The sequence below is a fragment of the Pantoea ananatis LMG 2665 genome (assembly GCF_000710035.2).
GTDB classification, from domain to species: domain Bacteria; phylum Pseudomonadota; class Gammaproteobacteria; order Enterobacterales; family Enterobacteriaceae; genus Pantoea; species Pantoea ananatis.
Map to the genome: position 1 here is coordinate 591,027 of NZ_JMJJ01000004.1, position 22,955 is coordinate 613,981.

At 52.4% G+C, this 22,955-nt stretch carries 23 protein-coding genes and 2 tRNA genes; 14 read left to right on the forward strand and 11 right to left on the reverse strand.

Going from position 1 to position 22,955, the window contains the following annotated elements:
- Positions 1 to 119 precede the first annotated feature (119 nt).
- Positions 120 to 2,174: a DNA helicase IV gene (gene helD, locus EL29_RS04545; protein ID WP_026021042.1), complete on the forward strand. Its 2,055-nt coding sequence runs from the start codon at positions 120 to 122 to the stop codon at positions 2,172 to 2,174.
- A gap of 1 nt (position 2,175) precedes the next feature.
- On the opposite strand, the gene mgsA is transcribed toward helD, so the two are convergent.
- Complete coding sequence (gene mgsA, locus EL29_RS04550; protein WP_014606169.1) at positions 2,176 to 2,634, reverse strand: methylglyoxal synthase; 459 nt, start codon at positions 2,632 to 2,634, stop codon at positions 2,176 to 2,178.
- 68 nt (positions 2,635 to 2,702) lie between these two features.
- Positions 2,703 to 3,341: a YccT family protein gene (locus EL29_RS04555; RefSeq protein WP_019106204.1), complete on the reverse strand. Its 639-nt coding sequence runs from the start codon at positions 3,339 to 3,341 to the stop codon at positions 2,703 to 2,705.
- Between the two features lie 167 nt (positions 3,342 to 3,508).
- Here EL29_RS04555 and EL29_RS04560 point away from each other — a divergent pair, with 167 nt between their 5' ends.
- Entirely contained in the window at positions 3,509 to 3,922 is a 414-nt protein-coding gene (locus EL29_RS04560) for a CoA-binding protein (RefSeq protein ID WP_013025285.1), read from the forward strand.
- Positions 3,923 to 3,955: 33 nt separating this feature from the next.
- Here EL29_RS04560 and hspQ read toward each other — a convergent pair whose 3' ends face one another.
- Complete coding sequence (hspQ, locus tag EL29_RS04565) at positions 3,956 to 4,273, reverse strand: heat shock protein HspQ (protein ID WP_014606167.1); 318 nt, start codon at positions 4,271 to 4,273, stop codon at positions 3,956 to 3,958.
- Positions 4,274 to 4,332: 59 nt separating this feature from the next.
- Positions 4,333 to 5,523 (reverse strand): 23S rRNA (cytosine(1962)-C(5))-methyltransferase RlmI, encoded by a 1,191-nt coding sequence (rlmI, locus tag EL29_RS04570; RefSeq protein ID WP_013025287.1) that lies wholly within the window; start codon positions 5,521 to 5,523, stop codon positions 4,333 to 4,335.
- A gap of 82 nt (positions 5,524 to 5,605) precedes the next feature.
- Here rlmI and yccX point away from each other — a divergent pair, with 82 nt between their 5' ends.
- Positions 5,606 to 5,884: an acylphosphatase gene (yccX, locus tag EL29_RS04575; protein ID WP_019106205.1), complete on the forward strand. Its 279-nt coding sequence runs from the start codon at positions 5,606 to 5,608 to the stop codon at positions 5,882 to 5,884.
- Here yccX and tusE read toward each other — a convergent pair whose 3' ends face one another.
- Both tusE and yccA read right to left on the reverse strand, forming a co-directional pair.
- A complete protein-coding gene (gene tusE / locus EL29_RS04580) occupies positions 5,885 to 6,211 on the reverse strand; it encodes a sulfurtransferase TusE (RefSeq protein WP_013025289.1) in 327 nt (108 codons plus the stop codon).
- A 103-nt stretch (positions 6,212 to 6,314) separates the two neighbouring features.
- Positions 6,315 to 6,971 (reverse strand): FtsH protease modulator YccA, encoded by a 657-nt coding sequence (gene yccA / locus EL29_RS04585; RefSeq protein ID WP_014606165.1) that lies wholly within the window; start codon positions 6,969 to 6,971, stop codon positions 6,315 to 6,317.
- 221 nt (positions 6,972 to 7,192) lie between these two features.
- Between yccA and EL29_RS04590 the strand changes: the two genes are divergently transcribed.
- The 3 genes from EL29_RS04590 (at position 7,193) to agp (ending at position 9,341) form a co-directional block, all read left to right on the forward strand.
- Positions 7,193 to 7,280: transfer RNA gene (locus EL29_RS04590), tRNA-Ser, on the forward strand.
- A gap of 72 nt (positions 7,281 to 7,352) precedes the next feature.
- Positions 7,353 to 7,440, forward strand: a tRNA-Ser gene (locus tag EL29_RS04595).
- Between the two features lie 263 nt (positions 7,441 to 7,703).
- Positions 7,704 to 9,341 carry a bifunctional glucose-1-phosphatase/inositol phosphatase gene (gene agp, locus EL29_RS04600; RefSeq protein ID WP_028715000.1) on the forward strand — a complete coding sequence of 546 codons (1,638 nt, stop codon included), beginning with the start codon at positions 7,704 to 7,706 and terminating at the stop codon, positions 9,339 to 9,341.
- A 60-nt stretch (positions 9,342 to 9,401) separates the two neighbouring features.
- Here the strand turns inward: agp and EL29_RS04605 are convergent, their stop codons facing one another.
- From EL29_RS04605 to wrbA, 3 genes are read right to left on the reverse strand one after another with little or no spacing between them, the layout of a single operon-like run.
- A complete protein-coding gene (locus EL29_RS04605; RefSeq protein ID WP_024470944.1) occupies positions 9,402 to 10,784 on the reverse strand; it encodes an NAD-dependent succinate-semialdehyde dehydrogenase in 1,383 nt (460 codons plus the stop codon).
- Between the two features lie 55 nt (positions 10,785 to 10,839).
- A complete protein-coding gene (locus tag EL29_RS04610) occupies positions 10,840 to 11,070 on the reverse strand; it encodes a YccJ family protein (protein ID WP_013025293.1) in 231 nt (76 codons plus the stop codon).
- A gap of 20 nt (positions 11,071 to 11,090) precedes the next feature.
- Positions 11,091 to 11,690 (reverse strand): NAD(P)H:quinone oxidoreductase, encoded by a 600-nt coding sequence (gene wrbA / locus EL29_RS04615; protein WP_013025294.1) that lies wholly within the window; start codon positions 11,688 to 11,690, stop codon positions 11,091 to 11,093.
- A gap of 506 nt (positions 11,691 to 12,196) precedes the next feature.
- Here wrbA and EL29_RS04620 point away from each other — a divergent pair.
- The 3 genes from EL29_RS04620 (at position 12,197) to EL29_RS04630 (ending at position 14,938) form a co-directional block, all read left to right on the forward strand.
- Complete coding sequence (locus tag EL29_RS04620; protein ID WP_015700632.1) at positions 12,197 to 13,111, forward strand: DMT family transporter; 915 nt, start codon at positions 12,197 to 12,199, stop codon at positions 13,109 to 13,111.
- A gap of 169 nt (positions 13,112 to 13,280) precedes the next feature.
- Positions 13,281 to 13,916, forward strand: a complete 636-nt coding sequence (gene rutR / locus EL29_RS04625; protein WP_014593360.1) for an HTH-type transcriptional regulator RutR — start codon at positions 13,281 to 13,283, stop codon at positions 13,914 to 13,916.
- A 47-nt stretch (positions 13,917 to 13,963) separates the two neighbouring features.
- The gene (locus EL29_RS04630; protein ID WP_014606162.1) at positions 13,964 to 14,938 is read left to right on the forward strand and encodes a metal-dependent hydrolase; all 975 of its coding nucleotides are present in this window, start codon (positions 13,964 to 13,966) and stop codon (positions 14,936 to 14,938) included.
- A 41-nt stretch (positions 14,939 to 14,979) separates the two neighbouring features.
- Here the strand turns inward: EL29_RS04630 and cycA are convergent, their stop codons facing one another.
- On the reverse strand, positions 14,980 to 16,371 hold the full coding sequence (gene cycA, locus EL29_RS04635) for a D-serine/D-alanine/glycine transporter (RefSeq protein WP_013025298.1): 1,392 nt from the start codon (positions 16,369 to 16,371) through the stop codon (positions 14,980 to 14,982).
- Between the two features lie 284 nt (positions 16,372 to 16,655).
- Here cycA and EL29_RS04640 point away from each other — a divergent pair, with 284 nt between their 5' ends.
- The 3 genes from EL29_RS04640 to EL29_RS04650 all read left to right on the forward strand — a co-directional run bounded on the left by EL29_RS04640 (position 16,656) and on the right by EL29_RS04650 (position 19,730).
- Positions 16,656 to 17,351 (forward strand): extensin-like domain-containing protein, encoded by a 696-nt coding sequence (locus tag EL29_RS04640; RefSeq protein WP_014593363.1) that lies wholly within the window; start codon positions 16,656 to 16,658, stop codon positions 17,349 to 17,351.
- A 922-nt stretch (positions 17,352 to 18,273) separates the two neighbouring features.
- Positions 18,274 to 18,996, forward strand: coding sequence for an autoinducer binding domain-containing protein (locus tag EL29_RS04645; RefSeq protein WP_013025300.1), 723 nt, complete (start codon positions 18,274 to 18,276; stop codon positions 18,994 to 18,996).
- Between the two features lie 122 nt (positions 18,997 to 19,118).
- Positions 19,119 to 19,730 (forward strand): acyl-homoserine-lactone synthase, encoded by a 612-nt coding sequence (locus EL29_RS04650; protein ID WP_019106211.1) that lies wholly within the window; start codon positions 19,119 to 19,121, stop codon positions 19,728 to 19,730.
- A gap of 33 nt (positions 19,731 to 19,763) precedes the next feature.
- Here EL29_RS04650 and EL29_RS04655 read toward each other — a convergent pair whose 3' ends face one another.
- Complete coding sequence (locus EL29_RS04655) at positions 19,764 to 19,988, reverse strand: DUF2594 family protein (RefSeq protein ID WP_013025302.1); 225 nt, start codon at positions 19,986 to 19,988, stop codon at positions 19,764 to 19,766.
- A gap of 428 nt (positions 19,989 to 20,416) precedes the next feature.
- Between EL29_RS04655 and uvrY the strand changes: the two genes are divergently transcribed.
- Complete coding sequence (uvrY, locus tag EL29_RS04660) at positions 20,417 to 21,076, forward strand: UvrY/SirA/GacA family response regulator transcription factor (protein WP_028715001.1); 660 nt, start codon at positions 20,417 to 20,419, stop codon at positions 21,074 to 21,076.
- On the forward strand, positions 21,069 to 22,901 hold the full coding sequence (uvrC, locus tag EL29_RS04665; RefSeq protein ID WP_013025304.1) for an excinuclease ABC subunit UvrC: 1,833 nt from the start codon (positions 21,069 to 21,071) through the stop codon (positions 22,899 to 22,901). Before uvrY ends, uvrC begins: the two co-directional genes overlap by 8 nt.
- Positions 22,902 to 22,955 lie beyond the last annotated feature (54 nt).

Here is a 22,955-nt window from a genome sequence, read left to right on the forward strand (position 1 = left end):
ACCGCTTTTCCTTTTGCACTCCGCAAGATATGTCGCAGTTTAGCGTGTTTTAAGGCTGGAGCGTCAAGAGTCTGACAGGTAAACTCCGATTACTCTTTATCTCGGTCGTTGGTGTCGGCGTGGAACTTAAAGCAACATCCATGGGCAAACGGCTTGCCCAGCATCCTTACAATCGTGTTCGCCTGTTGACCGCTGGTGTTGAAGTCAGTGGTGATAAACACGAATATCTGATTCCCTTTAACCAGTTGTCGGACATTACCTGTAAGCGTGGCATGGTCTGGGGAGAGCTCGAGTTTCTGCTGGCGGACAATAAGGTTGTGCGTTTGCATGGCACTGAATGGCAGGAGACACAACGTTTTTATCATTATCTGATGCAGGCATGGCAGGACTGGAGCCATGAGATGAGTGACGTGTGTGCCTCGGTTCTGCAGGGCCTTCGTGCTGAAATTAACGGGTTCAGTGAGCAGGACCGCTGGTTAAAACGCAGTGAGCTGCAGGCGATTAACGATCAAATTCTCAAGCAGTTTGATGCCTTGCCACTCCCGCTGTCACGCATCAACGATTTTGAGTCCTGTCGGGAAAATTGGGCATTTTGCCAACACTGGCTGCAACAGGGCGAGGCCGCAATCCGTCAGCGTAACCGCGACTGGACTGCTGCGATGCTCACGCGTTATCAGGATTTCTTCGCCACGGTTGAGTCCACGCCGCTTAACGGATCTCAGGCTGAAGCCGTGGTAAACGGTGAGGATGCGGTGCTGGTACTGGCGGGCGCGGGCAGTGGCAAAACCTCTGTGCTGGTCGCCCGGGCGGGCTGGTTATTACAACGCCGACTCGCCAGCGCCGATCAGATTCTGCTGTTAGCCTTTGGCCGTCATGCTGCTGAAGAGATGAACGACCGTATCCAGAGCAGGCTACAGGCAACGGATATGCAGGCACGTACTTTTCATTCTCTGGCCCTGCACATTATCCGCGAAGGCAGTAATAAACAGCCTGTCATCAGTAAACTGGAAAGCGACGCCGCCGCGCGCCGGGCATTATTGATCGACAACTGGCGTCAGCAATGCCATGAAAAGAAAGCCCAGGCGAATGGCTGGCGGCAATGGCTGCGTGATGAACTGGCGTGGGAGGTCGGCGAGGGGCCTTTCTGGCAGGACGATCGCCTGGCTGAGCGTCTGGCACCGCGGCTTGAACGCTGGTTAAGCCTGATGCGCATGCACGGTGGTGCACAGGCCGCCATGATCGACGGCGTTCCTGAGGCGCTACGTGAGCTGTTCAGTAAACGCATCAAGCTGATGGCACCGCTGCTGAAGGCCTGGAAAAGCGCACTCAAGGAAGAGGGCGCCGTCGATTTTTCAGGGCTGATTCATCAGGCCGTAGCGATCCTGGAAAAGGGGCGTTTTATCAGCCCATGGAAGCATATTCTGGTCGATGAATTTCAGGATATTTCGCCCCAGCGTGCAGCCTTGCTCAGCGCCCTGCGCCAGCAAAACAAGCGCACTACGCTGTTTGCTGTTGGCGATGACTGGCAGGCGATCTACCGCTTCAGCGGGGCTGAAATGAGCCTCACAACGGCATTTCATCACTATTTTGGTGAGGGCGATCGCTGCGTGCTGGACACGACCTATCGCTTTAACGATCGGATTGGTGAAGTCGCAAATCGCTTCATCCAGCAGAATCCGCATCAGCTGCGCAAACCCTTAAACAGCCTGGTTAAGGGCAATAAAAAATCCATTGCCCTGTTACCGCAGGATCAGTTGGAGCCGTTGCTGAATAAGCTGAGTGGCTACGCAAAACCCCACGAGCGGGTGCTGATACTGGCACGTTACCACTATTTGCGTCCTGACGTGCTGGATAAAGCCAAAACCCGCTGGCCAAAATTAAACATCGATTTTCTGACCATTCATGCCAGTAAGGGCCAGCAGGCAGATTACGTCATTCTGCTGGGGCTTCAGCAAGGTAAAGAAGGCTTTCCGGCGGCGCAGCGCGAGTCCATCATTGAGGAAGGCTTGCTGCCTCAGCCCGAAGCGTTTCCGGATGCGGAAGAGCGGCGGCTGGCCTATGTTGCGTTAACCCGCGCACGCCAGCAGGTCTGGTTGCTGTTTGATAAGCAGCAACCTTCGGTCTTTGTCGAGACCTTCCGCGAGCTGGACGTGCCGGTGCTGCGTAAAGCCTGAGTTATTTCAGGCGATCGGCAAGATAACGTGCATAATCCGGAATACGGACATCGACGGGCTGATCAAACAGCGGCGACTGAATGATAAAATCGGCGGTCGCCCGGTTGGTGGCGACCGGGATATTCCAGACCGTCGCCAGACGAAGCAGCGCTTTGACGTCAGGATCATGAGGAACCGCATTTAGCGGATCCCAAAAAAAGATTAGCGCATCAATTTTGCCCTCGGCAATAAATGCACCAACCTGTTGGTCTCCGCCCATTGGGCCACTCAGCATTGCATTTACGTTCAGGCCGGTGTGACGATTGATGAGATTGCCTGTCGTGCCTGTCGCATAAAGAATATGAGATTCCAGCGCGGGTTGATTACGCGTCACCCAATCCAGCAGAGAGTCTTTGCAGTGGTCATGAGCGACCAGCGCGATATGTTTTTGTTTTCCAAGCGTACGTAAGGTGTATTCCATAACAGCATCCTGATGCAAAGGAGCAAAAACGCCCGTTGCAGCAGTTTACCCTGCGCCATTTCACACTATCAACTTGCCCGCAGCATTTTGACCAGATTGATGAACTGTTGACGAGTGGCCTCATCGAAACGCTGAAACCAGTGCTGAATTGACGGCGTAGTAGTTTCAACCGACCAGGCAAGATCGGCAGTAAGTTGTGCTGATGGGGAAGGGGTGGTGAGATTGGCGAACTGAGGCACCGAAGCCGCTAAGCCCATACGATTGTAACTGACCATCGCTTTTTCAACATCCGCACCAGCCGTAACCGGCAGGCGATCGCGCACGCTAAAGACCTCTTTACCCTTTTCATCAACCAGCCTGAACGCCAGTGAACGGTCAAAGTTATGTCTTTCTCGTGAATTGCTGAGCGGAGGCAGGCGGATAGCGATGCTCCTGGCTTTGGCGGTGAATGTCACGATCATCGGCACAGACTGATAGTACTGAGAAGGAGTTTTGCTGTCACCAGGCGGTTGTTCCACCCGAAACAGGAACTGATGTTGACCCCGATCCAGCTCTAAACTGTCAGCCCCTTTCAGCAGTGAGCCGGAGATCTTGCGACCGTCCAAAACCAGCAACGTGATTTGAGGATCAAGCTTTAGGGTAATAGCAGAGCAGGATGCCGAAACGAGGAGAGCAATGAACCCCGTTACAGCCATTGACAGCTTCATTTCGACTCCGGTTAAAAATGAATGGATGTAGCAAATTCTTACATTATGGCATTAAGTTTACAATTATACATATTTATTCCAGCGAAGCGGCACAATATGTATTTGCAACGCCCCGCGAGTGTGTAAAGGCTCAACTACAATGAAGAGCAGACAGAAAGGAGAAGCCCATGAATGATCAGACTATTCGCGACGTATTGACCCGCACAAAACGTATTGCGTTGGTAGGCGCCAGCGATCGCCCCGAACGCCCCAGCTATGGGGTAATGAAGTATTTGCTCGATCAGGGTTATGAAGTGATTCCGGTCAGTCCTAAGCTTGCAGGTCAGACTCTGCTGGGACAAACCGCGTATGGTTCGCTGGCAGAAGTCCCCGGAAAAATTGACATGGTCGATGTGTTCCGCAATTCGGAAGCGGCATGGGGCGTCGCGCAGGAAGCCATTGCGGTCGGTGCGGATACGCTCTGGTTACAGTTGGGCGTGATTAATGAGCAGGCTGCCGTGCTGGCGCAGGATGCGGGCATGACGGTCGTGATGGATCGCTGCCCGAAAATTGAAATCCCGCGACTGGGAATGGGGCAATAACAATAGCGGCGGCAAACAGATTGCCGCCCACTGTTAGTGACGCAAATGCGGTGCCTGGAGCTGCTGACGTACCGATGCGGCCAGTTCATCCATAGAGGGTTGCTCTGGATGTTCAGGGCTGGTTTCACCGGCAAGTTGAATTTCGGCGACGTAGGTATGGACCTGACTGCCTTCTTCATCTTCCATGACCACGTGATACCAGGGCGCGCTGCGCAACGTGTCAGTTGCCCCGATCTCGTCCAGCTGTGGCTCATCTAACGCATATTCAGGATCGACATCGACAATCACACCCAGCACGCCGGATAACCGATGACGAACCTGCTGACCAATACCAAATTTACTGGCAATCATGATGACCTCCGAAAAAACTGTCCTGCATAAGAGATGGGGGCAAAGACAGTTTTTTCAAGTTACATGACGCGACAGGCAAAACCTTTCAGGTAAAGACCTTCGGGGTAGGTGGCGATCACAGGATGATCGGCAGCCTGGCGGAATTGCTCAACGAACTGGACGTCACGGCCTGCATCCAGCGCGGCATCCGCAATAATTTTCTGGAACAGGTCTGTTGCCATCAAGCCTGAACAGGAGAAGGTCAGTAACATCCCGCCTGGATTCAGCAACTGAATGGCCAGCATGTTAATGTCTTTATAGCCACGGCAGGCGCCCATCAGCTGGCTTTTGTTCTCAACAAATTTGGGCGGATCCATAATGATCAGATCGAATTTCTCACCCTCATCGCGGTAGCGGCGGAGTAGCTTAAAGACGTCATCGCGCTGAAACCGGGCACGGGACAGATCTAAACCGTTCAGTTCGACGTTTTGACGTGCCACATCCAGGGCATCCTGCGACGTATCAACGCTAATCACTTCTTTACAGCCGCCGATCAATGCCGAAACGGCAAAGCCTCCGGTATAAGAAAAGCAGTTCAGCACGCGCGCGTCTTTGGCATAGCGGCGTGTGGCATAGCGGCTGTCTCGCTGATCAAGGTAGTAGCCCGTTTTATGTCCGCCCTGGATATCTACCAGCAGCTTCATATCGTGCTCTGTGATCGGCAATAGCGCGGGAGGCTGTTCACCGGTTACGGTTCCCTGGGTCAGTTCCAGACCTTCTTTTTTACGTACTGCGACATCTGAGCGATCGTAGATAGCGCAATCCGGAAAACACTGCTGCAAGGCGGAGATAATGGCGGGCCGCTGATACTCCGCGCCGGCAGACAGCAGTTGCAGCACCAGAAACTGACCAAAGCGATCGATAGTCACGCCTGGCAGGCCGTCGGACTCCCCGGCAATCAGACGATAGCTGTCCAGGCCGTCGCGTGCAGCCAGCCAGTCGCGCCAGATTTGTGCCTGCTGAAAACGGCGGACAAAAAAAGCGATATCGACAGATTCGTCCTGCTGCCAGCTCCAGACGCGAGCGCGAATTTGTGACTGAGGTGAATAAGCGGCACGCGCCAGCCATTTACCGTTGCTGTCACAAACATCAATGGTTTCCCCTTGTTGGGCTTTCCCTTCAAGGCGGGCGACGGCCCCAGAGAAAACCCAGGGATGACGACGGAGCAGGGACTTTTCACGTCCCTTGGCGAGAATCAATCGAACTGTCATAGTTTGCTATGCTTACCTGAAAAAATGAGGCGCTATTGTCCAGTGGATAACGGCAAATTGCAACGAACAGCGGGAGAGGACCATGGCGAGCATGTGTTACAAAGCCTTGGTGCAGGGCACCGTGCAGGGCGTGGGTTTTCGCTACAGCACACAGGCGAAAGCCAACGCGCTCGGTGTGCAGGGTTATGCGCGTAATCTTGATGATGGCCGGGTTGAGGTGCTCGCCTGCGGTGAGGCAGAGCAGGTCGAGGCGTTAATCGCATGGTTAAAAGCCGGTGGGCCGCGCACGGCCCATGTGGAAAAGGTGCTGCTGGAGCCGCATCAGCCCGGCGACTTCCCCCGCAGCTTTACCACCGGTTAATTAAAGACATTTGGCAGGCTTGGGCAGGCCAGCAATTTTTGTCGCCTGTTTGGCGGGCCCTTCAGGAAACAGCCGAAACAGGTAGCGGCTGTTACCTTTCTCTTCGCCATACTTTTTCGCCATCGCCTTCACCAGCATACGTACGGCGGGAGAAGTATTAAATTCCAGGTAAAAGTCACGGACAAAGCGCACGACTTCCCAGTGGGCTTCCGTCATTACGATGGCCTCGTTGTCAGCAATCTGCTGTGCCAGCTCCTCGCTCCAGTCCTGGTGGTTTTTCAAATAGCCTTCGGCATCCACAGCTATTTCGTCACCCTTATAGTTCATAACGCGTCCTCATTATCATTCGGGCTGCAGTTTAGCAAAATGGCACCGCAGAAAAAGCAAAAACCCCGCCTGAGCGGGGTTCGTATCGCGCCAGCGGCGTCGATTAATTACTGCGGGAAAAACCCAGGATGCTTAACAGGCTAACAAAGATGTTATACAGGGAAACATACAGGCTTACTGTGGCACGAATATAGTTAGTTTCGCCGCCATGAATAATGTTGCTGGTTTCCCACAGAATGGCGCCAGCAGAGAACAGGATAAACAGGGCGCTAATCGCCAGGTGAAGAGCAGGCAACTGCAGGAACAGGTTAGCCACCACGGCCACCAGTAACACCACGAAGCCCGCCATCATCATGCCGCCCAGGAATGACATGTCACGACCTGTTGTCAGCACATAGGCGGAGCAGCAGAAGAACACCAGCGCTGTACCGCCTAACGCCAACGCGATCACATCGCCCATTCCTGCCGTCAGGAAAGAACTTAAGATTGGCCCCAGGCAGTAACCCAAAAAGCCCGTAAAGGCGAAGGCGGCTAAAATCCCCATTGGGCTGTCAGCCAGGCGATAGGTCAGAAACATCAGACCGTAGAAGCCCACCAGCATCAAAATTAAACCGGGTGCCGGTAATGCCAGAAGTGTACTTGCCGTGGCGGTCACCGCTGAGAAGGCGAGCGTCAGGCCCAGCAGAAAATAGGTGTTACGCAGCACTTTGTGCGTGCTGAGTAATGACTGTCGCGATGATGAAGAAACTATTCTGTCCATGTTGCGCTCCTGTAAGGCAGAACACCAAATATGCTCTGAGAATACGCAGCCCTATAAAGAGGGAAAAGCCGTTTTACCCTTCTTTACGCGTTAAGGTGTTAATTCTTTGAGCAGAATGGCGATTTAGCCAACGAATAACGCGAATTTGGCTGTTTTTCACGCGAACGGATTATCGCAGGCTTTACATCTCCAGAGGGGATGTTTATAGTGCGCGTCATTGCGGAGGGGTGGCCGAGCGGCTTAAGGCAGCGGTCTTGAAAACCGCCGATGGGAAACCATCCGAGAGTTCGAATCTCTCCTCCTCCGCCACTTCATTGCCAGCAGGCATGAAGAGGCAAGACAGCATAATATCATCTTGCCTTTGCAGTAGTGTTACAACCCGGAGGGATGGCCGAGCGGCTTAAGGCAGCGGTCTTGAAAACCGCCGATGGGAAACCATCCGAGAGTTCGAATCTCTCTTCCTCCGCCACATTTTACAGGCCAGCACAGTGTGCTGGCCTGTTTCGTTTTGTTTTCTCTTCTCACGCCCGTTTAAAATTCTTCCTGCTTTTCAGCGGACTGCGCGGTTTTGAACGGCATCTGGCATCTCTGCTATAGTCCATTAATTGTTTTTGCTGTTGCCTGGCGCTTTTCAGGGGCAAGCTGAGTTACACTATTCGCCACGTCGCTCTGATGCGAGCTAATCGGTTGATAGCCAGAGTGTTTTTTTACTGAATGAATGGAATAGGCACAATGATCAAGAAACTGAGTCTTTGCGCATTGTCGGTACTTGCTGCATTACCGATTGGAACGCTGGCACAGGCCGCTGACAACGATATGCAGTTACAGCAGGTGTTAATGTTCAGCCGCCATAACCTGCGTGCACCGCTTGCGGATAACGGCAGCGTGCTGGCGCAATCCACCAAAAAAACCTGGCCGGAGTGGGATGTGCCGGGTGGACAGCTGACCACTAAAGGCGGCGTGCTGGAAGTGTACATGGGTAACTATACCCGTCAGTGGCTTGCTCAGCAGGGGCTGGTAAAAAATGGCGTTTGTCCGGACAGCAACAGCGTCTTTGTCTACGCCAACAGCCTGCAGCGTACCGTGGCAACGGCTCAGTTCTTCGTAAATGGTGCCTTCCCGGGCTGTGACATTGCTGTGACTCACCAGGATGAAATGGGCAGCATGGATCCGGTATTTAATCCGGTTATTACAGACGGGAACGAAGAATTCATCAAGAAAGCGCTGGCCGGAATGACCGCTGCCAACGAAAAGCTGTCACTGAAACCCGCTTTTCAGCGGCTCGAGAAGATTGTTGACTACAAATCCTCTCCTGCCTGTAATAACAAAAAGCAGTGCGATTTGAGCAATGGCCAGAACACCTTTATCGTTGAAAACGGTAAAGAACCCGGCGTGAACGGGCCACTAAAAGTGGGCAATTCGCTAATGGATGCCTTTACGCTGCAATATTATGAAGGCTTCCCGCTGGATCAGGTCGCCTGGGGACAAATCAAAACCCCTGAACAGTGGCAGGCACTATCCGCCATTAAAAATGGCTATCAGGACACGCTGTTTACCACGCCTGAGGTTGCACGCGATGTTGCCGCGCCACTTGTGGACTACATTCGCAGCCAGCTGATCGATCAGGAAAAGTCAGACTCACCTAAAGTTACGCTGATGGTCGGGCATGACTCCAACATTGCGTCACTGCTGAGTGCGTTACAGGTTAAGCCTTATGACTTACCTGAGACCTACGAAAAAACGCCAATCGGCGGTCAGGTGGTGTTTGAACGCTGGCACGATGCGAAAAACAATAAAGATCTGCTTAAAATCGAATACGTTTATCAGACCGCCGATCAACTGCGCGATGCAGAGGTTCTGAGCCTTAAGAAGCCGCCTAAGCGCGTTACGCTTCAACTGGCGGGTTGCCCGACAGACGCTAACGGATACTGCAGCTGGGATCAGTTTGCCCAGGTGCTGAACAGCGCACTACAGGGTACGGCGCTGCAACCTGCTGCGGAAGCCCAGCCGGCACAGCCTGCGACTGCGGCGAAACCTGAGGACGCGAAAGCGGCCACGGCGGGCGATGCGGCGCAAAAGGCGGATGCTGATAAGGCGGCCGCCGACAAAGCCGCCGCGCAGAAAGCGGCTGATGAGAAGGCCAAAGCGGATAAAGCGGTTGAAGAAAAGGCTAATGCTGACAAGGCGGCTGCGCAGAAAGCCGCAGACGAAAAGGCCAAAGCAGATAAGGCTGCCGCGCAAAAAGCGGCTGATGAGAAGGCTAAGGCCGACAGCAGTGCGGCCCCGGCTGGCAGCAGCAATGCGCCTGGCAGTAATGCGCAGACCAAAGCTGAAACCGGTGAGGCGAAGCAACCCGCTACCGCCAACTGATCCTGCACAGTACCTGAAAAGAAAAAACCCCGTCGAGACGGGGTTTTTTTATTGCCGGAATCAACCGGCCTGGCCTGCAACGACCACCAGCTTCTGGTTAGCAAACTCTTTAATGCCGAGATCGGACAGTTCACGTCCATAGCCCGAACGTTTAACGCCGCCAAACGGCAGCTCAGCCGAGGTATCGCTTTGCGAGTTAATAAAGACCATGCCGGTTTCGATCGCCGATGCCAGCTTGCGGCCACGCGCAATGTCCTGTGTCCACACCGAACCGCCTAGCCCATAGTGCGAATCATTGGCCAGCGCCACCGCTTCTGCGTCGTTAGCCACCACGTACATTTGCGCGACGGGGCCAAAGAACTCCTCAAAGTAAGCAGGATTGTCGCGCGTGATGTGGGTCAGGACCGTGGGCTGATAGAAGCAGCCCACGCCTGCCACGGCTTTACCGCCGGTGATCAGACGGGCACCTTTCGCCACTGCCTCATCAACCTGTTTTACCAGACGATCGCGTGCGTCGGCGGAGGAAAGGGGACCGAGCGTGGTTTTTTCATCCAGCGGATCGCCCAACGTTGCGGCATTCATTGCCGCGCTGAACTTATCGATAAAGGTATCCGCAATTTTCTCATTCAGGATAAAGCGCTTAGCGGCCGTACAAACCTGACCGCAGTTGCTCAGACGCGCCTGCACGCCCTGGCGTACGGCTTCATCCAGGTCGGCGTCCTCAGTTACCACGAAGACATCGTTGCCGCCCAGTTCCAGCGTCGATTTTTTCAGATGCTTACCAGCCTGTTCTGCGACAGCACTTCCGGCACGTTCGGATCCGGTCAGTGCTACGCCCTGAACACGATCGTCGGCAATCAGTTCCGCCACCTGATCGGTAGAAATGAACAGGTTAGTCCAGGCCCCTTCGGGTGCGCCGGCTTCTCTGACCAACTTCTCGAATACGTCAGCACAATGCGGGACAATGTTGGCATGCTTGGCCAGTACAGGGTTTCCCAGCGCCAGGTTGGGTGCCAGCACGCGCATTAGCTGATAATACGGGAAGTTCCAGGGCTCAACCGCCACCAGCACACCGATAGGATGATATTCAACCCAGGCTTCGCCCAGTTCACTGTCATAAGGTTGTGGCTTAAGAATGCGCTCCGCATGCTCGGCATAGTACCGCGCAATCTGGGAACAGATCTGCACTTCACCGCGGCTTTGGCCTATTAGCTTGCCCATTTCTTTACTGGCAATGGCAGCCAGTTCTTCCGCACGGTCATCAATCAGATCAGCCAGTTTTTTCAGCACCTGGAGGCGTGGCTGGATGTCGCCTTTACTCCAGTCTGAATGATAGAGGCGGTCGGCCGTTTCCAGCGCATGACTTACCGCCGCGCTGTCGTGGGAAGGCCAGCTTTTCATTAACTGGTTGTTTGCAGGGTTGATGCTTTGATAGGAAGACATAGAGTGCTCCTTGGTCAGCGATAAAAAAAGCATGGCGGGATAGCCCGCCATGCTGCTAAACGTTCTTTCGTTCTACCGTTTTGTCGTCCCAGGTAAGGACATCCTGGTTGGTTTTTTCAAATGCACGGATTAATACGTCGTCACTGCCCTGTTGCCGCCAGATTTCTTCAGCAAGGCGTTCGTCATAATTGGCGACTTCGAAAATGGCCTCGGCAATTTCAGGTGAGGTGTGACGTAAGCTGGCCCATTCGCCAACATGGTGGGCTTTTGCCTGACTATTCGACATAACGATCTCCTTCCGGGCGTTTAATCCTTAAGTTTTGCTGCCAGTCCGGCAACGTGTTCACCCTGAAAACGGGCGATGATCAATTCTTCTTCCGTAGGCTGACGTGAGCCATCTCCTCCTGCCAGCGTGGTTGCGCCATAAGGCGTGCCGCCCCGCACCTGAGAAATGTCAAACATCTCTTTCGTGCCGTAGCCGATCGGAACGATAACCATGCCGTGATGGGCGAGGGTGGTCCAGACGGAGGTAATGGTTTGCTCCTGGCCGCCGCCTGTACCCGTTGAGGCAAAGACGCTGGCGATTTTGCCGTACAGCGCGCCGGATGCCCACAGGCCGCCTGTGCGGTCCCAAAACGTACGCATCTGACCGGACATATTACCGAAACGGGTAGGTGTGCCGACAATAATGGCATCGTATTGCGGCAATATCTCAGGCGTGGCTTCAGGCGCGGACTGTTGCGTTTTACCGCCAACGTCTGCAAAGCGGTCAGCGTCCATAGTCTCAGGAATGCGCATCACGTCTACCTGCGCACCCGGTACCTTGCGGGCGCCCTCTGCCACGGCGTTAGCCATGGTTTCAACATGTCCATACATTGAATAGTACAGCACCAGAATCTTGGCCATTGGTCTCTCCGGGGGTTATTCAACACACCCAAAAGTATAGAAGAGCTTTGAACAACTGCTGGCACGCACTCGGCCTAACGGCTTAAAAAACGCTGAGAATGGGGTTTTGTTGGGGTTAATATTCTAATTCCAGGGCGATTCTTAGCGTTTACTCTGTTTCTAAATGTAAATTTCTGCCTGAAAGCCCTGAAAGCCCTGAAAGCCTGAAAGTTATTTAATTCGGGGGGTTGCAACATGTCGTCGCGCATCCTTCCTGGAATATGACTCATCAAAGCCTGTCCGTTTACAAAGGCGGCTCAATGAAAGATGCTACGGCGTGCAACGGAAGCGGTAAGACATGATGCCGCGCCTGACCGGATTCATCTCGTGCGGAAAGGTAAAGTGGCCCATTACCGATGGCGGCAGCGCGTTTTATTCGTCTTCAGGGTCAGCGCGTCGGCGAGTGACATTGCATTACCCGGCATCGCCGATCACAATAGCGCCTGAATCAATCAGGCAGGTGAACTATGTCGACTACGACGCGCAGACTGACCGTGCGTATAACGCGTCAGGAATGGGTACTTATTTTCATTACGATGATCTGGGGCGGGACGTTTTTAGTGGTACATCGGGCGATGCAGCACTCAGGCCCGTTTTTCTTTGTTGGGTTGCGGTTTGCCACTGCGGCCATCCTGCTGGCGCTCTTTTTTCGCCGTTACCTTGCCGCAATCAGCTGGACTGAAATAAAAGCGGGAACGCTTATCGGCCTGACCATTGCCGCGGGTTACGGTCTGCAGACATGGGGAATGCAGACCATCTCCAGCAGCCAGTCGGCCTTTCTGACCGCCTTATACGTTCCGGTTGTGCCGCTTTTACAATGGCTGTTCCTGCGGCGTCCACCTCCGTTAATGGCATGGCTGGGTATCTTACTGGCGTTTTGCGGCTTAATACTGGTTGCGGGGCCGCAGGACGGAAGGGTGGTGCTCAATCAGGGTGAGATTGCCACGCTTATCAGTACCCTGGCGATTGCGGGCGAAATTATTCTTATCAGCCGCTTTGCCGGTCATGTTGATGTTCGTCGTGTGACCTTTATACAGCTTACCGTCGCTTCACTCTGTGCCTTCTGCTTTATGCTTCCCAACGGGGAAACGTTGCCTGCCCTGTCGACGCCGTTATTGCTCAGCGCATTAGGTCTGGGTGCCGCCAGTGCGCTTATCCAGGTGACGATGAACTGGGCACAACGCAGCGTGTCGCCCACGCGGGCAACGGTTATTTACGCCGGAGAGCCGGTATGGGCGGGCGTGGTCGGGCGCATCGCCGGCGAACGTTTGCCGGCAGCCGCGATACTTGGTGGCGCTTTTATCGTCTGCGGCGTGATTATCAGTGAACTGCGTCTGAAGCGCCGCAAAGCGATACCCTCAGCCTCTTCGCGGGACGAATGAAGGTCGAAAGGATGACGCGAAGGCGCGAGTCGGTTATTGCGCCTGTTCTGAGAGAGATGTTGTCGTTGTGCGTGTTACTGACATTACCGCAGCGTTTAAACCTTCACTGTTATCACGTGGCAAATTCATGAGCTTGCTGTGATACACAGTGTCAGGCGAGGGGAACCCTATGAAAAAGGAACAATCAGTGCCCACGCGCCGCTCAGTGGCCGTCGCTGCCAAACGGGCTGCTATTCTGGAGGCCGCGCTGAGCTTTTTTTCCCAGTTTGGCATCCACGGTACGCGGCTGGAAAAAGTCGCTGACCGCGCCGGTGTCTCTAAAACGAATTTGCTGTACTACTATCCTTCCAAAGAAGCGCTCTATATTGCTGTGTTGAAAGAGATCCTGGATGTCTGGCTGGCGCCCCTGCGTGCACTGAGCCACGATCAGGATCCTTTGAGAGCCATTCGGCACTATATCCGCCTAAAACTTGAAGTCTCGCGGGACCATCCGCAGGCATCAAGGCTGTTTTGCCTGGAAATGCTCCAGGGGGCGCCCCTGTTGAAAGGTGAACTGGCGGGGGATTTAAAACAACTTATGGATGATAAAACAGCGATTATACAGCGCTGGATAGCCGAAGGACGGCTGGCGGGTATTCAGCCCCAACACCTGATTTTTATGCTCTGGGCAACCACGCAGCACTACGCCGATTTTGCCAGTCAGGTTGAAGCCATTACGGGAAACAGGCTCACTAATCCGCTGTTTTTTGAAGAAACGGTAGAGAACGTTCAGCGCATTATTATTGAAGGTATTCGGGTGCGTTAAAAGAACAAGGCCATACTGAATACAGGAATAAACACTGGAGCGGGCTGATGGATTCTGTTTCACAATGCGTACTGGGCGCGTCAGTAACCCTGGCGGTGATGGGCCGCCGTGTTCCGGCCTGGCAGGCCGCCATTATCGGCGCGGCCTGTGGAACGTTGCCGGATCTTGATGTCTTTCTCGATCACGGTGATGCTATCCGCAATATGACGCTGCACCGAACCGAAAGCCATGCGCTGCTTTATCTGACGCTGCTTTCCCCCTTAGTGGCCTGGCTGGTTGCACGGCTTTGTCGTGCCGGGCCAGCATGGACGGCCTGGTGGCCCGCCATCTGGCTGGCGCTGATCACCCATCCTCTTCTCGATCTGATGACGGTATATGGCACGCAACTGGGATTACCGCTTACCGATCATCCTTACGCGATCGGCAGCATATATATTGTCGATCCGCTTTATACCTTACCGCTGCTCGTTGGCTTAGCGGTGGCGTTGTGGCGTCGCAGCGATCGGGGATTGCGCTGGAACCGCGCGGGACTGGCATTGAGCTCGGCCTATCTCGTCTGGAGCGTGCTGATTCAGCAGGTCGCGGACGGGCAGATCAAACAGTCACTTGAACAGCAGGGCATTGCAACAAACAAGGTGCTGGTCACGCCCACGGCGCTAAATACCCTTGTCTGGCGTAGCGTCATTATCACGCCCGATCGTTATGGGGAAGCTTACTGGTCTTTGCTGTCGCCGCGGCGTCCCGTTACGGTGACCTGGCGGCCCCGTCATCCTGAATTATTTGCATCATTCAAGGGGAACTGGTTTGCCGAGCGCATTGCGTGGTTCAGCCACGGCTTTTATGCCATGAGTGAGCGCGATGGACAGGTCACCATCGCCGATTTGCGTATGGGCGACGATGACCGCTACACCTTCACCTTTGGTTTGGGAACGGCACAGCGTCCGGATGCCCGGCCGCAGCGCCTCCCGTCCGCCGGGCGCACGTTGAAGCGCACGTTCAGCCATATTGCTGAGCAGTTATAAAAAAAAGCCCGACTTTTGTCGGGCTTTCTTCATGCTGGGGATTAACGGCGCGTGCGTTTACGCAGCTGCCAGCCGATGGCCAGCAGGATAAACCATAATGGCGTCACCATTAATGCCTGACGTGTATCCTCCTGTAGCGTGAGCAGGACGAGAATAAACACGAAGAAGGCCATACAAACCCAACACATGAATTTACCCAACGGCATTTTAAAGTTAGATGCCGCATGGCGTTCCGGAAATTTTTTGCGATAGGCCAGATAGCTGCACAGGATGATGGTCCAGACGAACATAAACAGAATGGCCGAAACCGTGGTGACCAGAGTAAAGACGGTCATCACATCCGGAATCAGGTAAATCAGCGCTACGCCGCACAGCAAACAGAAGCAGGAGAAGAACAGGCCGGTCGTGGGAACGGCGCGCGCAGATAACCGCCCAAAAGCCCGACTGGCAACGCCCTGCTGTGATAAGCCATACAGCATGCGACTAGTCGAGAAAATGCCGCTGTTAGCCGATGAGGCGGCAGATGTTAATACCACGAAGTTCACGATACTTGCCGCCGCCGGAAGACCAATTAAAACAAACATCTCAACGAACGGACTGCGATCGGCCATCACTTCTGTCCAGGGCGTGACAGACATGATTACCATCAGTGCCAGGACATAAAACATAATGACGCGCAAGGGAATCGCGTTAATGGCGCGCGGTAAGACCTTGTGCGGATCCTGTGTTTCGGCGGCGGCCGTACCGACCAGCTCAATGCCGACAAAGGCAAACACAGCGATCTGAAACCCGGCAAAAAATCCGCTCAGTCCTTTGGGAAACATACCGCCGTGATCCCAGATATTACTCAGGGCTGCGGTACCGCCACCGGGAGAAGGATAGTGGAGTGAAACCAACACGATTCCGGTCACAATTAAGGCGACAATCGCCACAATTTTGATGATGGCGAACCAGAATTCCATCTCACCAAACATCTTCACCGTGGCGATATTCAACGCCAAAAAGACAAAGACGCACAACAGCGCACTCATCCAGATGGAGAACCCTGGAAACCAGAGCTGGAAGTAGGCGCTGATAGCCACCACGTCGGCGATACCGGTGACCACCCAACAGAACCAGTATGTCCAACCAGTGAAGTAGCCCGCCCACGGCCCAAGTAAGTCGGCCGCAAAATCGCTAAAGGATTTGTATTCCAGATTCGACAGCAGCAATTCGCCCATTGCGCGCATGACGAAAAACAGCATAAAGCCGATGATCATATAGACGAAAATGATGGACGGGCCGGCCAGACTAATGGTTTTTCCCGAGCCCATAAACAGACCCGTTCCGATAGCGCCGCCGATAGCGATGAGCTGGATATGCCGGTTATGCAGATTACGCCGCAATGTGTCTGAGCCTTGCGGGCTCTGCGTGTGGTGAGAGTGATCAACCATGAAATTGTCTTTCCTGTCTTGATGTTGTGTCAGCTCTGATGGCTGTTGAGGATGACTGAGTGTCTGAAACAATTGGGCATAAGATAGAGGAAGTAAGGATAAAAACGGTAATCATTTTTTAACAATATCAGACAACATACTCATCAAAAGAGCATTTTTGCTTCCAGCAGGCGGTTTTTACGTCAGATTAGGTAATATTTCATCACCTTGTGTTATCTCCGGGGCAGACAACGCACGGCGCTTCTACACTTCCTCATTATTGGTTGTTTCACATCAGAGGCATTATGCGCACGCTTGTCCTGCTTATTATCATGACCGGACTGGGGTGGATGAGTTTGCCCTGGCTGAAACAGCACTTACCCCCGCAGTTTAATCCGTTCACGCCTCTGTCGGTGACCGATCCGCCAGGCTGGATGACGCGGCTGAAAATCAAGCGTCTGCAAAATGATCCTGCCGCCTGTCTTGACGTCATGCGTCGGGCAGAGCAGGCGGGACGGGTGAGTTTCAGCCAGCAACCAGCCATCGCCGGCCAGTGTCCGCTAGCTCAGCCGCTGAGAGTGCAAAAAATGGGCGCAGTATCACTCAGCAGCAGCTTTCTGGCCAGCTGTCCCATGGCCGTTGCGGCCACCCTGTATGTGGTTCACAGCAGTCAGCAGATTCTTCAGCAGTCGGGCACCCGGCTGGTGGGCATTGAGCATGTTGGCAGTTATGCCTGTCGTAATATCTATCACCGAACTCAGGGGCGACTAAGCGAACATGCCACTGCTGACGCCTGGGATATAACGGCCTATCGTCTGGCCAATGGTCAGCGGCTGGTGGTCAGTCAACACTGGCAGCAACCTGAAGAGAAAGCGCTATTACTTCACGGATTGTGGCGAACAGGTTGTCACTTTTTTGGTAATGCGCTTGGGCCGGATTATAATACTGCGCATGCAACACATTTTCATTTTGGCATGCGTGGGGCAGGTTATTGCAGATAGTAACAGGACAGCGCTGAGGGTAATTACGGGGTTTTTATTTCTTATTATCCAGCATAAAAAATATGCGACTATTTCGGTTTTTCAGGCTTCGATTTTTTTATTAACATTATATCCGGGTATGCAACCTTTTTTATGTGTGGCGTTGTGCCTTGCAGCGAATAGACGTTATTTAATGCATGTGGGATAATGAATTCTGAGGTCGTTGCCGTGTTTTAATTTTATTAACATTCCGATATTTTATTGTGATATTTTTTTCTTATTAAATACGTTATTGATTGTTTTTTACAGGCTGTATTTTACCCCCGCTCAGACAATATGTTAAGTTAATTCATGTCTGATATTTTATCCTGGGGCAACAATATGAACAGCTTCTTTCTTATCAGGGAAAAGACATTCTCTTTGCGTCACGCGTTTCACTTAAGGTCGTGCATCACGCTTGAGCAGAGCCAAAAGGGTAGGGCGCCAGGCGCGGTAAGGGACGCGTTTTCGGCAGAGATCATGTTACCCGGAGGTTTGAATAACGCCACATTTGATGTCAGCGATACTGCAGCATGTTCTTTTTTAGGCTTTGCCTTGAACGTTTAATCAGCAATGATGATGCATAAAAGGTGTACATTGACCCGTTGCGGGTATCAAATGGGTCATCCAGGAAAATAATAAGTTGCGGACCGCAACTTCTTTAGTATTATTTTTCAATGCTGGCTGCGTTTAAAGATTGAAAAAATATAAGAAAAATCCTATTATTCTGCCCATCACGCGTTGCCTGAATTGCCAGCAGCATTCTTTTATCCCTGGTTTTGGCATTTTGCCCGTAACGGGTCCTGAAAACCAAATGAAAATAAAGCTTTTTTTGATGTGCTGACACAGGGTAAATTCATTTCTGATGCAAAGATATCAAGCACGTAGTGGAAGTTGAGGCAATATGACAAGTGAAGATTATTTTTCCTGGCGGACTGAGACTGAAAATCATTTTCAGGCACTGGCGACGACCCAACAATTAAAGGGGCTCCTGCAGGATTATATCCAGTCACTGGGTTTCGATTATTTCGCTTTTTTTATCCAGCACCGCGTTCCTTTTACCCGACCACGTGTTTATTTACATGACACTTATCCTAAATTATGGATTAAACGTTATAAAGAGCAGAATTATTATGCGATCGATCCCGTGTTGCAGCTTTGCCTGCGCTCAGGAAAAGGGGTTGAGTGGACGCCTGAGCTGTTTAGCTCGGCAAAAGAAATGTGGCAGGATGCGTGTAATTTTGGGCTCCTGAGCGGATTTTCGTGTTCTGCAATGGCATCAAATCGCGCCGTTGGTATATTATCTATAGGATCAAAGCGTCCCTTTATTACTGGCAGCCGGCGAGTTGAGCTCGAGGTAAAGCTGCATTTTTTGGCTGAGCAAAGCCTGTCCTTACTCGAACGCCTGAATGATGAAGCACTGATGGTCCAGGGAAATGATTTTAGTCAGCGTGAGCTCGAAATTTTGAGATGGACTGCTGAAGGCAAAACGTCACAAGAAATTTCACTTATTTTGTCGATTTCTGAGCACACCGTAAATTTTTACCAAAAAAATATGAAAAAACGTTTTAATGTTTCTAATAAAACTCAAATTGCATGCTACGCCGCAGCAATTGGACTGATTTAAATGAAAAGCAACTGCCAACTTTAGTAGTTCCCTCGTTGAGGTCACTTGTCTACCCTGCGCTAGTGCGCTCCTGGGCAGGCGCAAAGAAATCATTGCAAACATGGGGATGTCAGAGGCGCATGATGAAAATAGTTCAAACGCAGTTAAAGGATATGCCATCTTCCTTGCTTGCCGAGCTTGGCAGTTACCGTTATAGCGTGTTTGCACGGGGTGAAGGTTGGTCGATTCCGCCGCGTCTGAGCACGCCTGGGCAAGAGTACGATCGTTTTGATCGCTCTGATGTAACCTGGTTGATCGCATGGAGTGTACGCAATGGTATCAGTGGCTGTGCGCGATTAATGCCCTGGACTGAACCCGAGCAAACGGAAGGTATCGTTTTACCGTTCAACCACGAAAAAGTCTGGGAAATGTCGCGTTTCTCAGCGCGGCTGGAGGTCGATGCTGAGTTGCCACTTACGATTCTCTGGCATGCTGTTCAACTGGCCGAAATTAGCGGTATTGAATTTATTATCAGCTCGGCCACGCCGATGCTGGAAAAGATGTTCGAGCAGCATCAGGTCGTTTATCAGCCCTTAACGCCCGGACTGATTCAGTCGGAAGATAACCTGTTTGCCATCCGTATTCCCGTCAGCCAGCCAGCACTGGCAGAAAAATACCGTGGTGCACGTCGCTTCAGCCCGGAGGAGGTTCTGCCTTCATTGGGCGTCTCGGTTAACTGGCACCCGCACGGTTGAGTTTATGCCCCCGGTGACGGGGGCATCTTAGCGTTACTGACGATAAGCCGCTTTGATTTGCTTGATCGTGTTGCTGAACACTTCCGCCTGCGGCATGTCGCCCAGGGTTTTGACGTAGCGTTCCATGTTAATGATCACTTTGCCCGCATCGGCCTGGCCCATTCCTTTCAGAATCAGTGTGATCATCATCTTCAGGCAAGCCACTTCATCAGATAATTTTTGCGTTTCCTGCGAGGTCGCGAAATCTTCATCGCTCATGAATTTCTCCTTGGTGGTTAACGTCGTCTCTTATTCGGTACGCACAGCAATCCGAGAGTATACCACAGGGGATTACGCTTGCTGAGTGCATCACGACAGCAGGCGTTCCCGCCTGACTTTGTTCAGTTAAATTTATTAATCACGTGCAGGAATGGTCAGGTCAAAAAAACAGACAGCAATGTCAGGAAGATGATTAATTGAGACGTTATGTTTTTTTTAACTTCATGAAAAGACTATTTTTTTAAAAATCCCATTGCAGTAGCTGTTTTTTGGGATGGGCTTTCCAATAACCCAGGATTTGCATTGATATAAATCATTGAAAGCTCTCCTTCCACGACTTTGTATATGTGCTTTTAATGCAAAAACGGGTATGATTGCCGCTTGCAATCGTTAAATGCTACCTCTTATTAGCTGCGGAGTGCTTCGCGTTGATCACTGTCCTTCTTGTCGATGACCATGAACTGGTACGTGCCGGTATCCGCCGTATTCTCGAAGATATTAAAGGTCTGGTGATCGCTGGCGAAGCCTGTTGTGGTGAAGATGCCGTTAAGTGGTGCCGTGCTAATCAGGTTGATGTCATTTTAATGGATATGAACATGCCGGGCATCGGCGGGCTGGAGGCGACGCGAAAAATCGTGCGCTACAACCCTGATATCAAAATCATCATGCTGACTATCCATACTGAAAACCCCCTGCCGGCAAAAGTCATGCAGGCTTGTGCCGCAGGTTATCTCAGTAAGGGCGCAGCGCCACAGGAAGTGGTAAACGCGATTCGCTCGGTCAACGCCGGGCAGCGCTACATTGCATCGGACATCGCTCAACAAATGGCGCTTAGCCAGATTGAGCCACAAAAAGCCGAATCTCCCTTCAGCTGTTTGTCGGAAAGGGAATTGCAGATTATGCTGATGATCACCAAGGGGCAAAAGGTGACGGAAATTTCCGAGCAGCTTAATCTCAGTCCTAAAACCGTTAACAGCTACCGTTACCGGATGTTCAGCAAACTGAATATCAGTGGCGATGTAGAGTTAACGCATCTGGCCATCAGACATGGCCTGTATAATGCGGAGCCGTTAATAAGTAGTGAGTGACCTCTTTAATCCCAAAATCTTTCTGAGTACGGTCACCAGTGAACCCGGCGTATACCGGATGTATGACGCTTCCGGAACGGTTATCTATGTCGGCAAAGCCAAAGATCTGAAAAAGCGGCTTACGAGCTATTTTCGTACGAACGTTGGCAGCCGAAAAACCGAAGCGCTGGTGAGTAACATCCATCACATCGATGTCACCGTAACCCATACTGAAACCGAAGCGTTGTTGCTTGAGCACAATTACATCAAGCTTTATCAACCGCGCTACAACGTTCTGTTGCGCGACGATAAATCCTACCCCTACATTTTTCTCAGCAGCGATGTTCATCCTCGCCTGGCGATGCATCGGGGCGCGAAACACGCGAAAGGCGAATATTTCGGCCCGTTCCCCAATGGCTACGCGGTACGAGAAACGCTGGCGCTGCTGCAAAAAGTGTTTCCTATCCGTCAATGCGAGAACAGCGTGTATCGCAACCGTACGCGCCCCTGCCTGCAATACCAGATTGGCCGCTGCCTTGGTCCCTGTGTTGCCGGGCTGGTGAGTGAGGAAGAGTACGCACAGCAAACGGATTACGTGCGGCTTTTTCTGGCGGGTAAGGATGATCAGGTGCTGAATTTACTGGTCCGCCGTATGGAAGATGCAAGCCATGCCCTGCGGTTTGAAGAAGCGGCACGCCTGCGCGACCAGATCCAGGCCGTCAGGCGCGTCACCGAAAAACAGTTTGTGTCTAATCAGGGCGACGACCTGGATGTGATTGGCGTGGCCTACGATGCCGGTATGGCCTGTTTACACGTGCTGTTTATTCGTCAGGGTAAAGTGTTGGGAAGCCGAAGCTATTTTCCAAAGGTGCCCGCCGATACCGATCTGGCGGAAGTCGTGCAAACCTTTGTGGGGCAGTTTTATTTGCAGGGTAGCGAAATGCGGACGCTGCCCGGTGAAATTTTGCTGGATTTCACCTTACCTGAGCGCGAACTGCTGTCTGAGTCGCTGACCGAATTAGCCGGGCGTCGGGTGAATATTCAAAGTAAACCTCGTGGTGATCGCGCGCGCTATCTCAAACTGGCACGAACCAATGCCGGTTCGGCATTAAAAACCCGTCTGTCTCAGCACTCGACCATTCATCAGCGTCTCACTGCGCTAGCCGAGTTTCTGGAGTTGGATAAAATCACCCGGATGGAGTGTTTTGATATCAGCCATACCATGGGAGAGCAGACCATCGCGTCCTGTGTCGTGTTCGATCAAAACGGTCCCCTCCGTGCCGATTATCGCCGCTATAACATTGCCGGCATCACGCCTGGTGATGATTATGCAGCGATGAATCAGGTGCTGCGTCGCCGTTATGGAAAAGCGATTGAGGAAGAGAAGATCCCCGATGTCATTTTGATCGACGGCGGTAAAGGCCAACTGGCTCAGGCAAAGCAGGTTTTTGCCGAACTGGACGTGAGCTGGGATAAATCACGTCCCATTTTACTGGGCGTGGCAAAAGGCACCGATCGCAAAGCCGGTCTTGAAACGCTGTTTTTCGAGGCGGAGGGCGAGGGGATTTCCCTGTCGCCTGATGCACCAGCGCTGCACGTGATTCAGCATATTCGTGATGATGCTCACAATCATGCTATTTCAGGGCACCGTAAAAAGCGGGCCAAAGTGAAAAATACCAGTGCTCTGGAAAGCATTGAAGGTGTGGGGCCAAAACGACGCCAGCAGTTGCTTAAGTACATGGGGGGCCTGCAACCGCTGATGAATGCATCGGTGGAAGAGATCGCGAATGTCCCTGGCATATCCCATGCTTTGGCGGAAAAAATCTACTACTCGTTGAAACACTAGCATTGAAACAGGGTGGGCAATGTAGGAACATACGTTAAACACCACCCAATCCAG

Bases quoted from the DNA above. Each gene is read 5' to 3' on its own strand.
- rutR (WP_014593360.1), top strand. From the start codon at position 13,281: ATGAAAAAGGAACAATCAGTGCCCACGCGCCGCTCAGTGGCCGTCGCT.
- cycA (WP_013025298.1), bottom strand. From the start codon at position 16,371: ATGGTTGATCACTCTCACCACACGCAGAGCCCGCAAGGCTCAGACACA.
- EL29_RS04650 (WP_019106211.1), top strand. From the start codon at position 19,119: ATGAAAATAGTTCAAACGCAGTTAAAGGATATGCCATCTTCCTTGCTT.
- EL29_RS04605 (WP_024470944.1), bottom strand. From the start codon at position 10,784: ATGTCTTCCTATCAAAGCATCAACCCTGCAAACAACCAGTTAATGAAA.
- EL29_RS04630 (WP_014606162.1), top strand. From the start codon at position 13,964: ATGGATTCTGTTTCACAATGCGTACTGGGCGCGTCAGTAACCCTGGCG.
- tusE (WP_013025289.1), bottom strand. From the start codon at position 6,211: ATGAACTATAAGGGTGACGAAATAGCTGTGGATGCCGAAGGCTATTTG.
- yccA (WP_014606165.1), bottom strand. From the start codon at position 6,971: ATGGACAGAATAGTTTCTTCATCATCGCGACAGTCATTACTCAGCACG.
- hspQ (WP_014606167.1), bottom strand. From the start codon at position 4,273: ATGATTGCCAGTAAATTTGGTATTGGTCAGCAGGTTCGTCATCGGTTA.
- EL29_RS04640 (WP_014593363.1), top strand. From the start codon at position 16,656: ATGCGCACGCTTGTCCTGCTTATTATCATGACCGGACTGGGGTGGATG.
- EL29_RS04645 (WP_013025300.1), top strand. From the start codon at position 18,274: ATGACAAGTGAAGATTATTTTTCCTGGCGGACTGAGACTGAAAATCAT.
- EL29_RS04560 (WP_013025285.1), top strand. From the start codon at position 3,509: ATGAATGATCAGACTATTCGCGACGTATTGACCCGCACAAAACGTATT.
- rlmI (WP_013025287.1), bottom strand. From the start codon at position 5,523: ATGACAGTTCGATTGATTCTCGCCAAGGGACGTGAAAAGTCCCTGCTC.
- agp (WP_028715000.1), top strand. From the start codon at position 7,704: ATGATCAAGAAACTGAGTCTTTGCGCATTGTCGGTACTTGCTGCATTA.
- EL29_RS04655 (WP_013025302.1), bottom strand. From the start codon at position 19,988: ATGAGCGATGAAGATTTCGCGACCTCGCAGGAAACGCAAAAATTATCT.
- EL29_RS04610 (WP_013025293.1), bottom strand. From the start codon at position 11,070: ATGTCGAATAGTCAGGCAAAAGCCCACCATGTTGGCGAATGGGCCAGC.
- EL29_RS04620 (WP_015700632.1), top strand. From the start codon at position 12,197: ATGTCGACTACGACGCGCAGACTGACCGTGCGTATAACGCGTCAGGAA.
- wrbA (WP_013025294.1), bottom strand. From the start codon at position 11,690: ATGGCCAAGATTCTGGTGCTGTACTATTCAATGTATGGACATGTTGAA.
- mgsA (WP_014606169.1), bottom strand. From the start codon at position 2,634: ATGGAATACACCTTACGTACGCTTGGAAAACAAAAACATATCGCGCTG.
- yccX (WP_019106205.1), top strand. From the start codon at position 5,606: ATGGCGAGCATGTGTTACAAAGCCTTGGTGCAGGGCACCGTGCAGGGC.
- EL29_RS04555 (WP_019106204.1), bottom strand. From the start codon at position 3,341: ATGAAGCTGTCAATGGCTGTAACGGGGTTCATTGCTCTCCTCGTTTCG.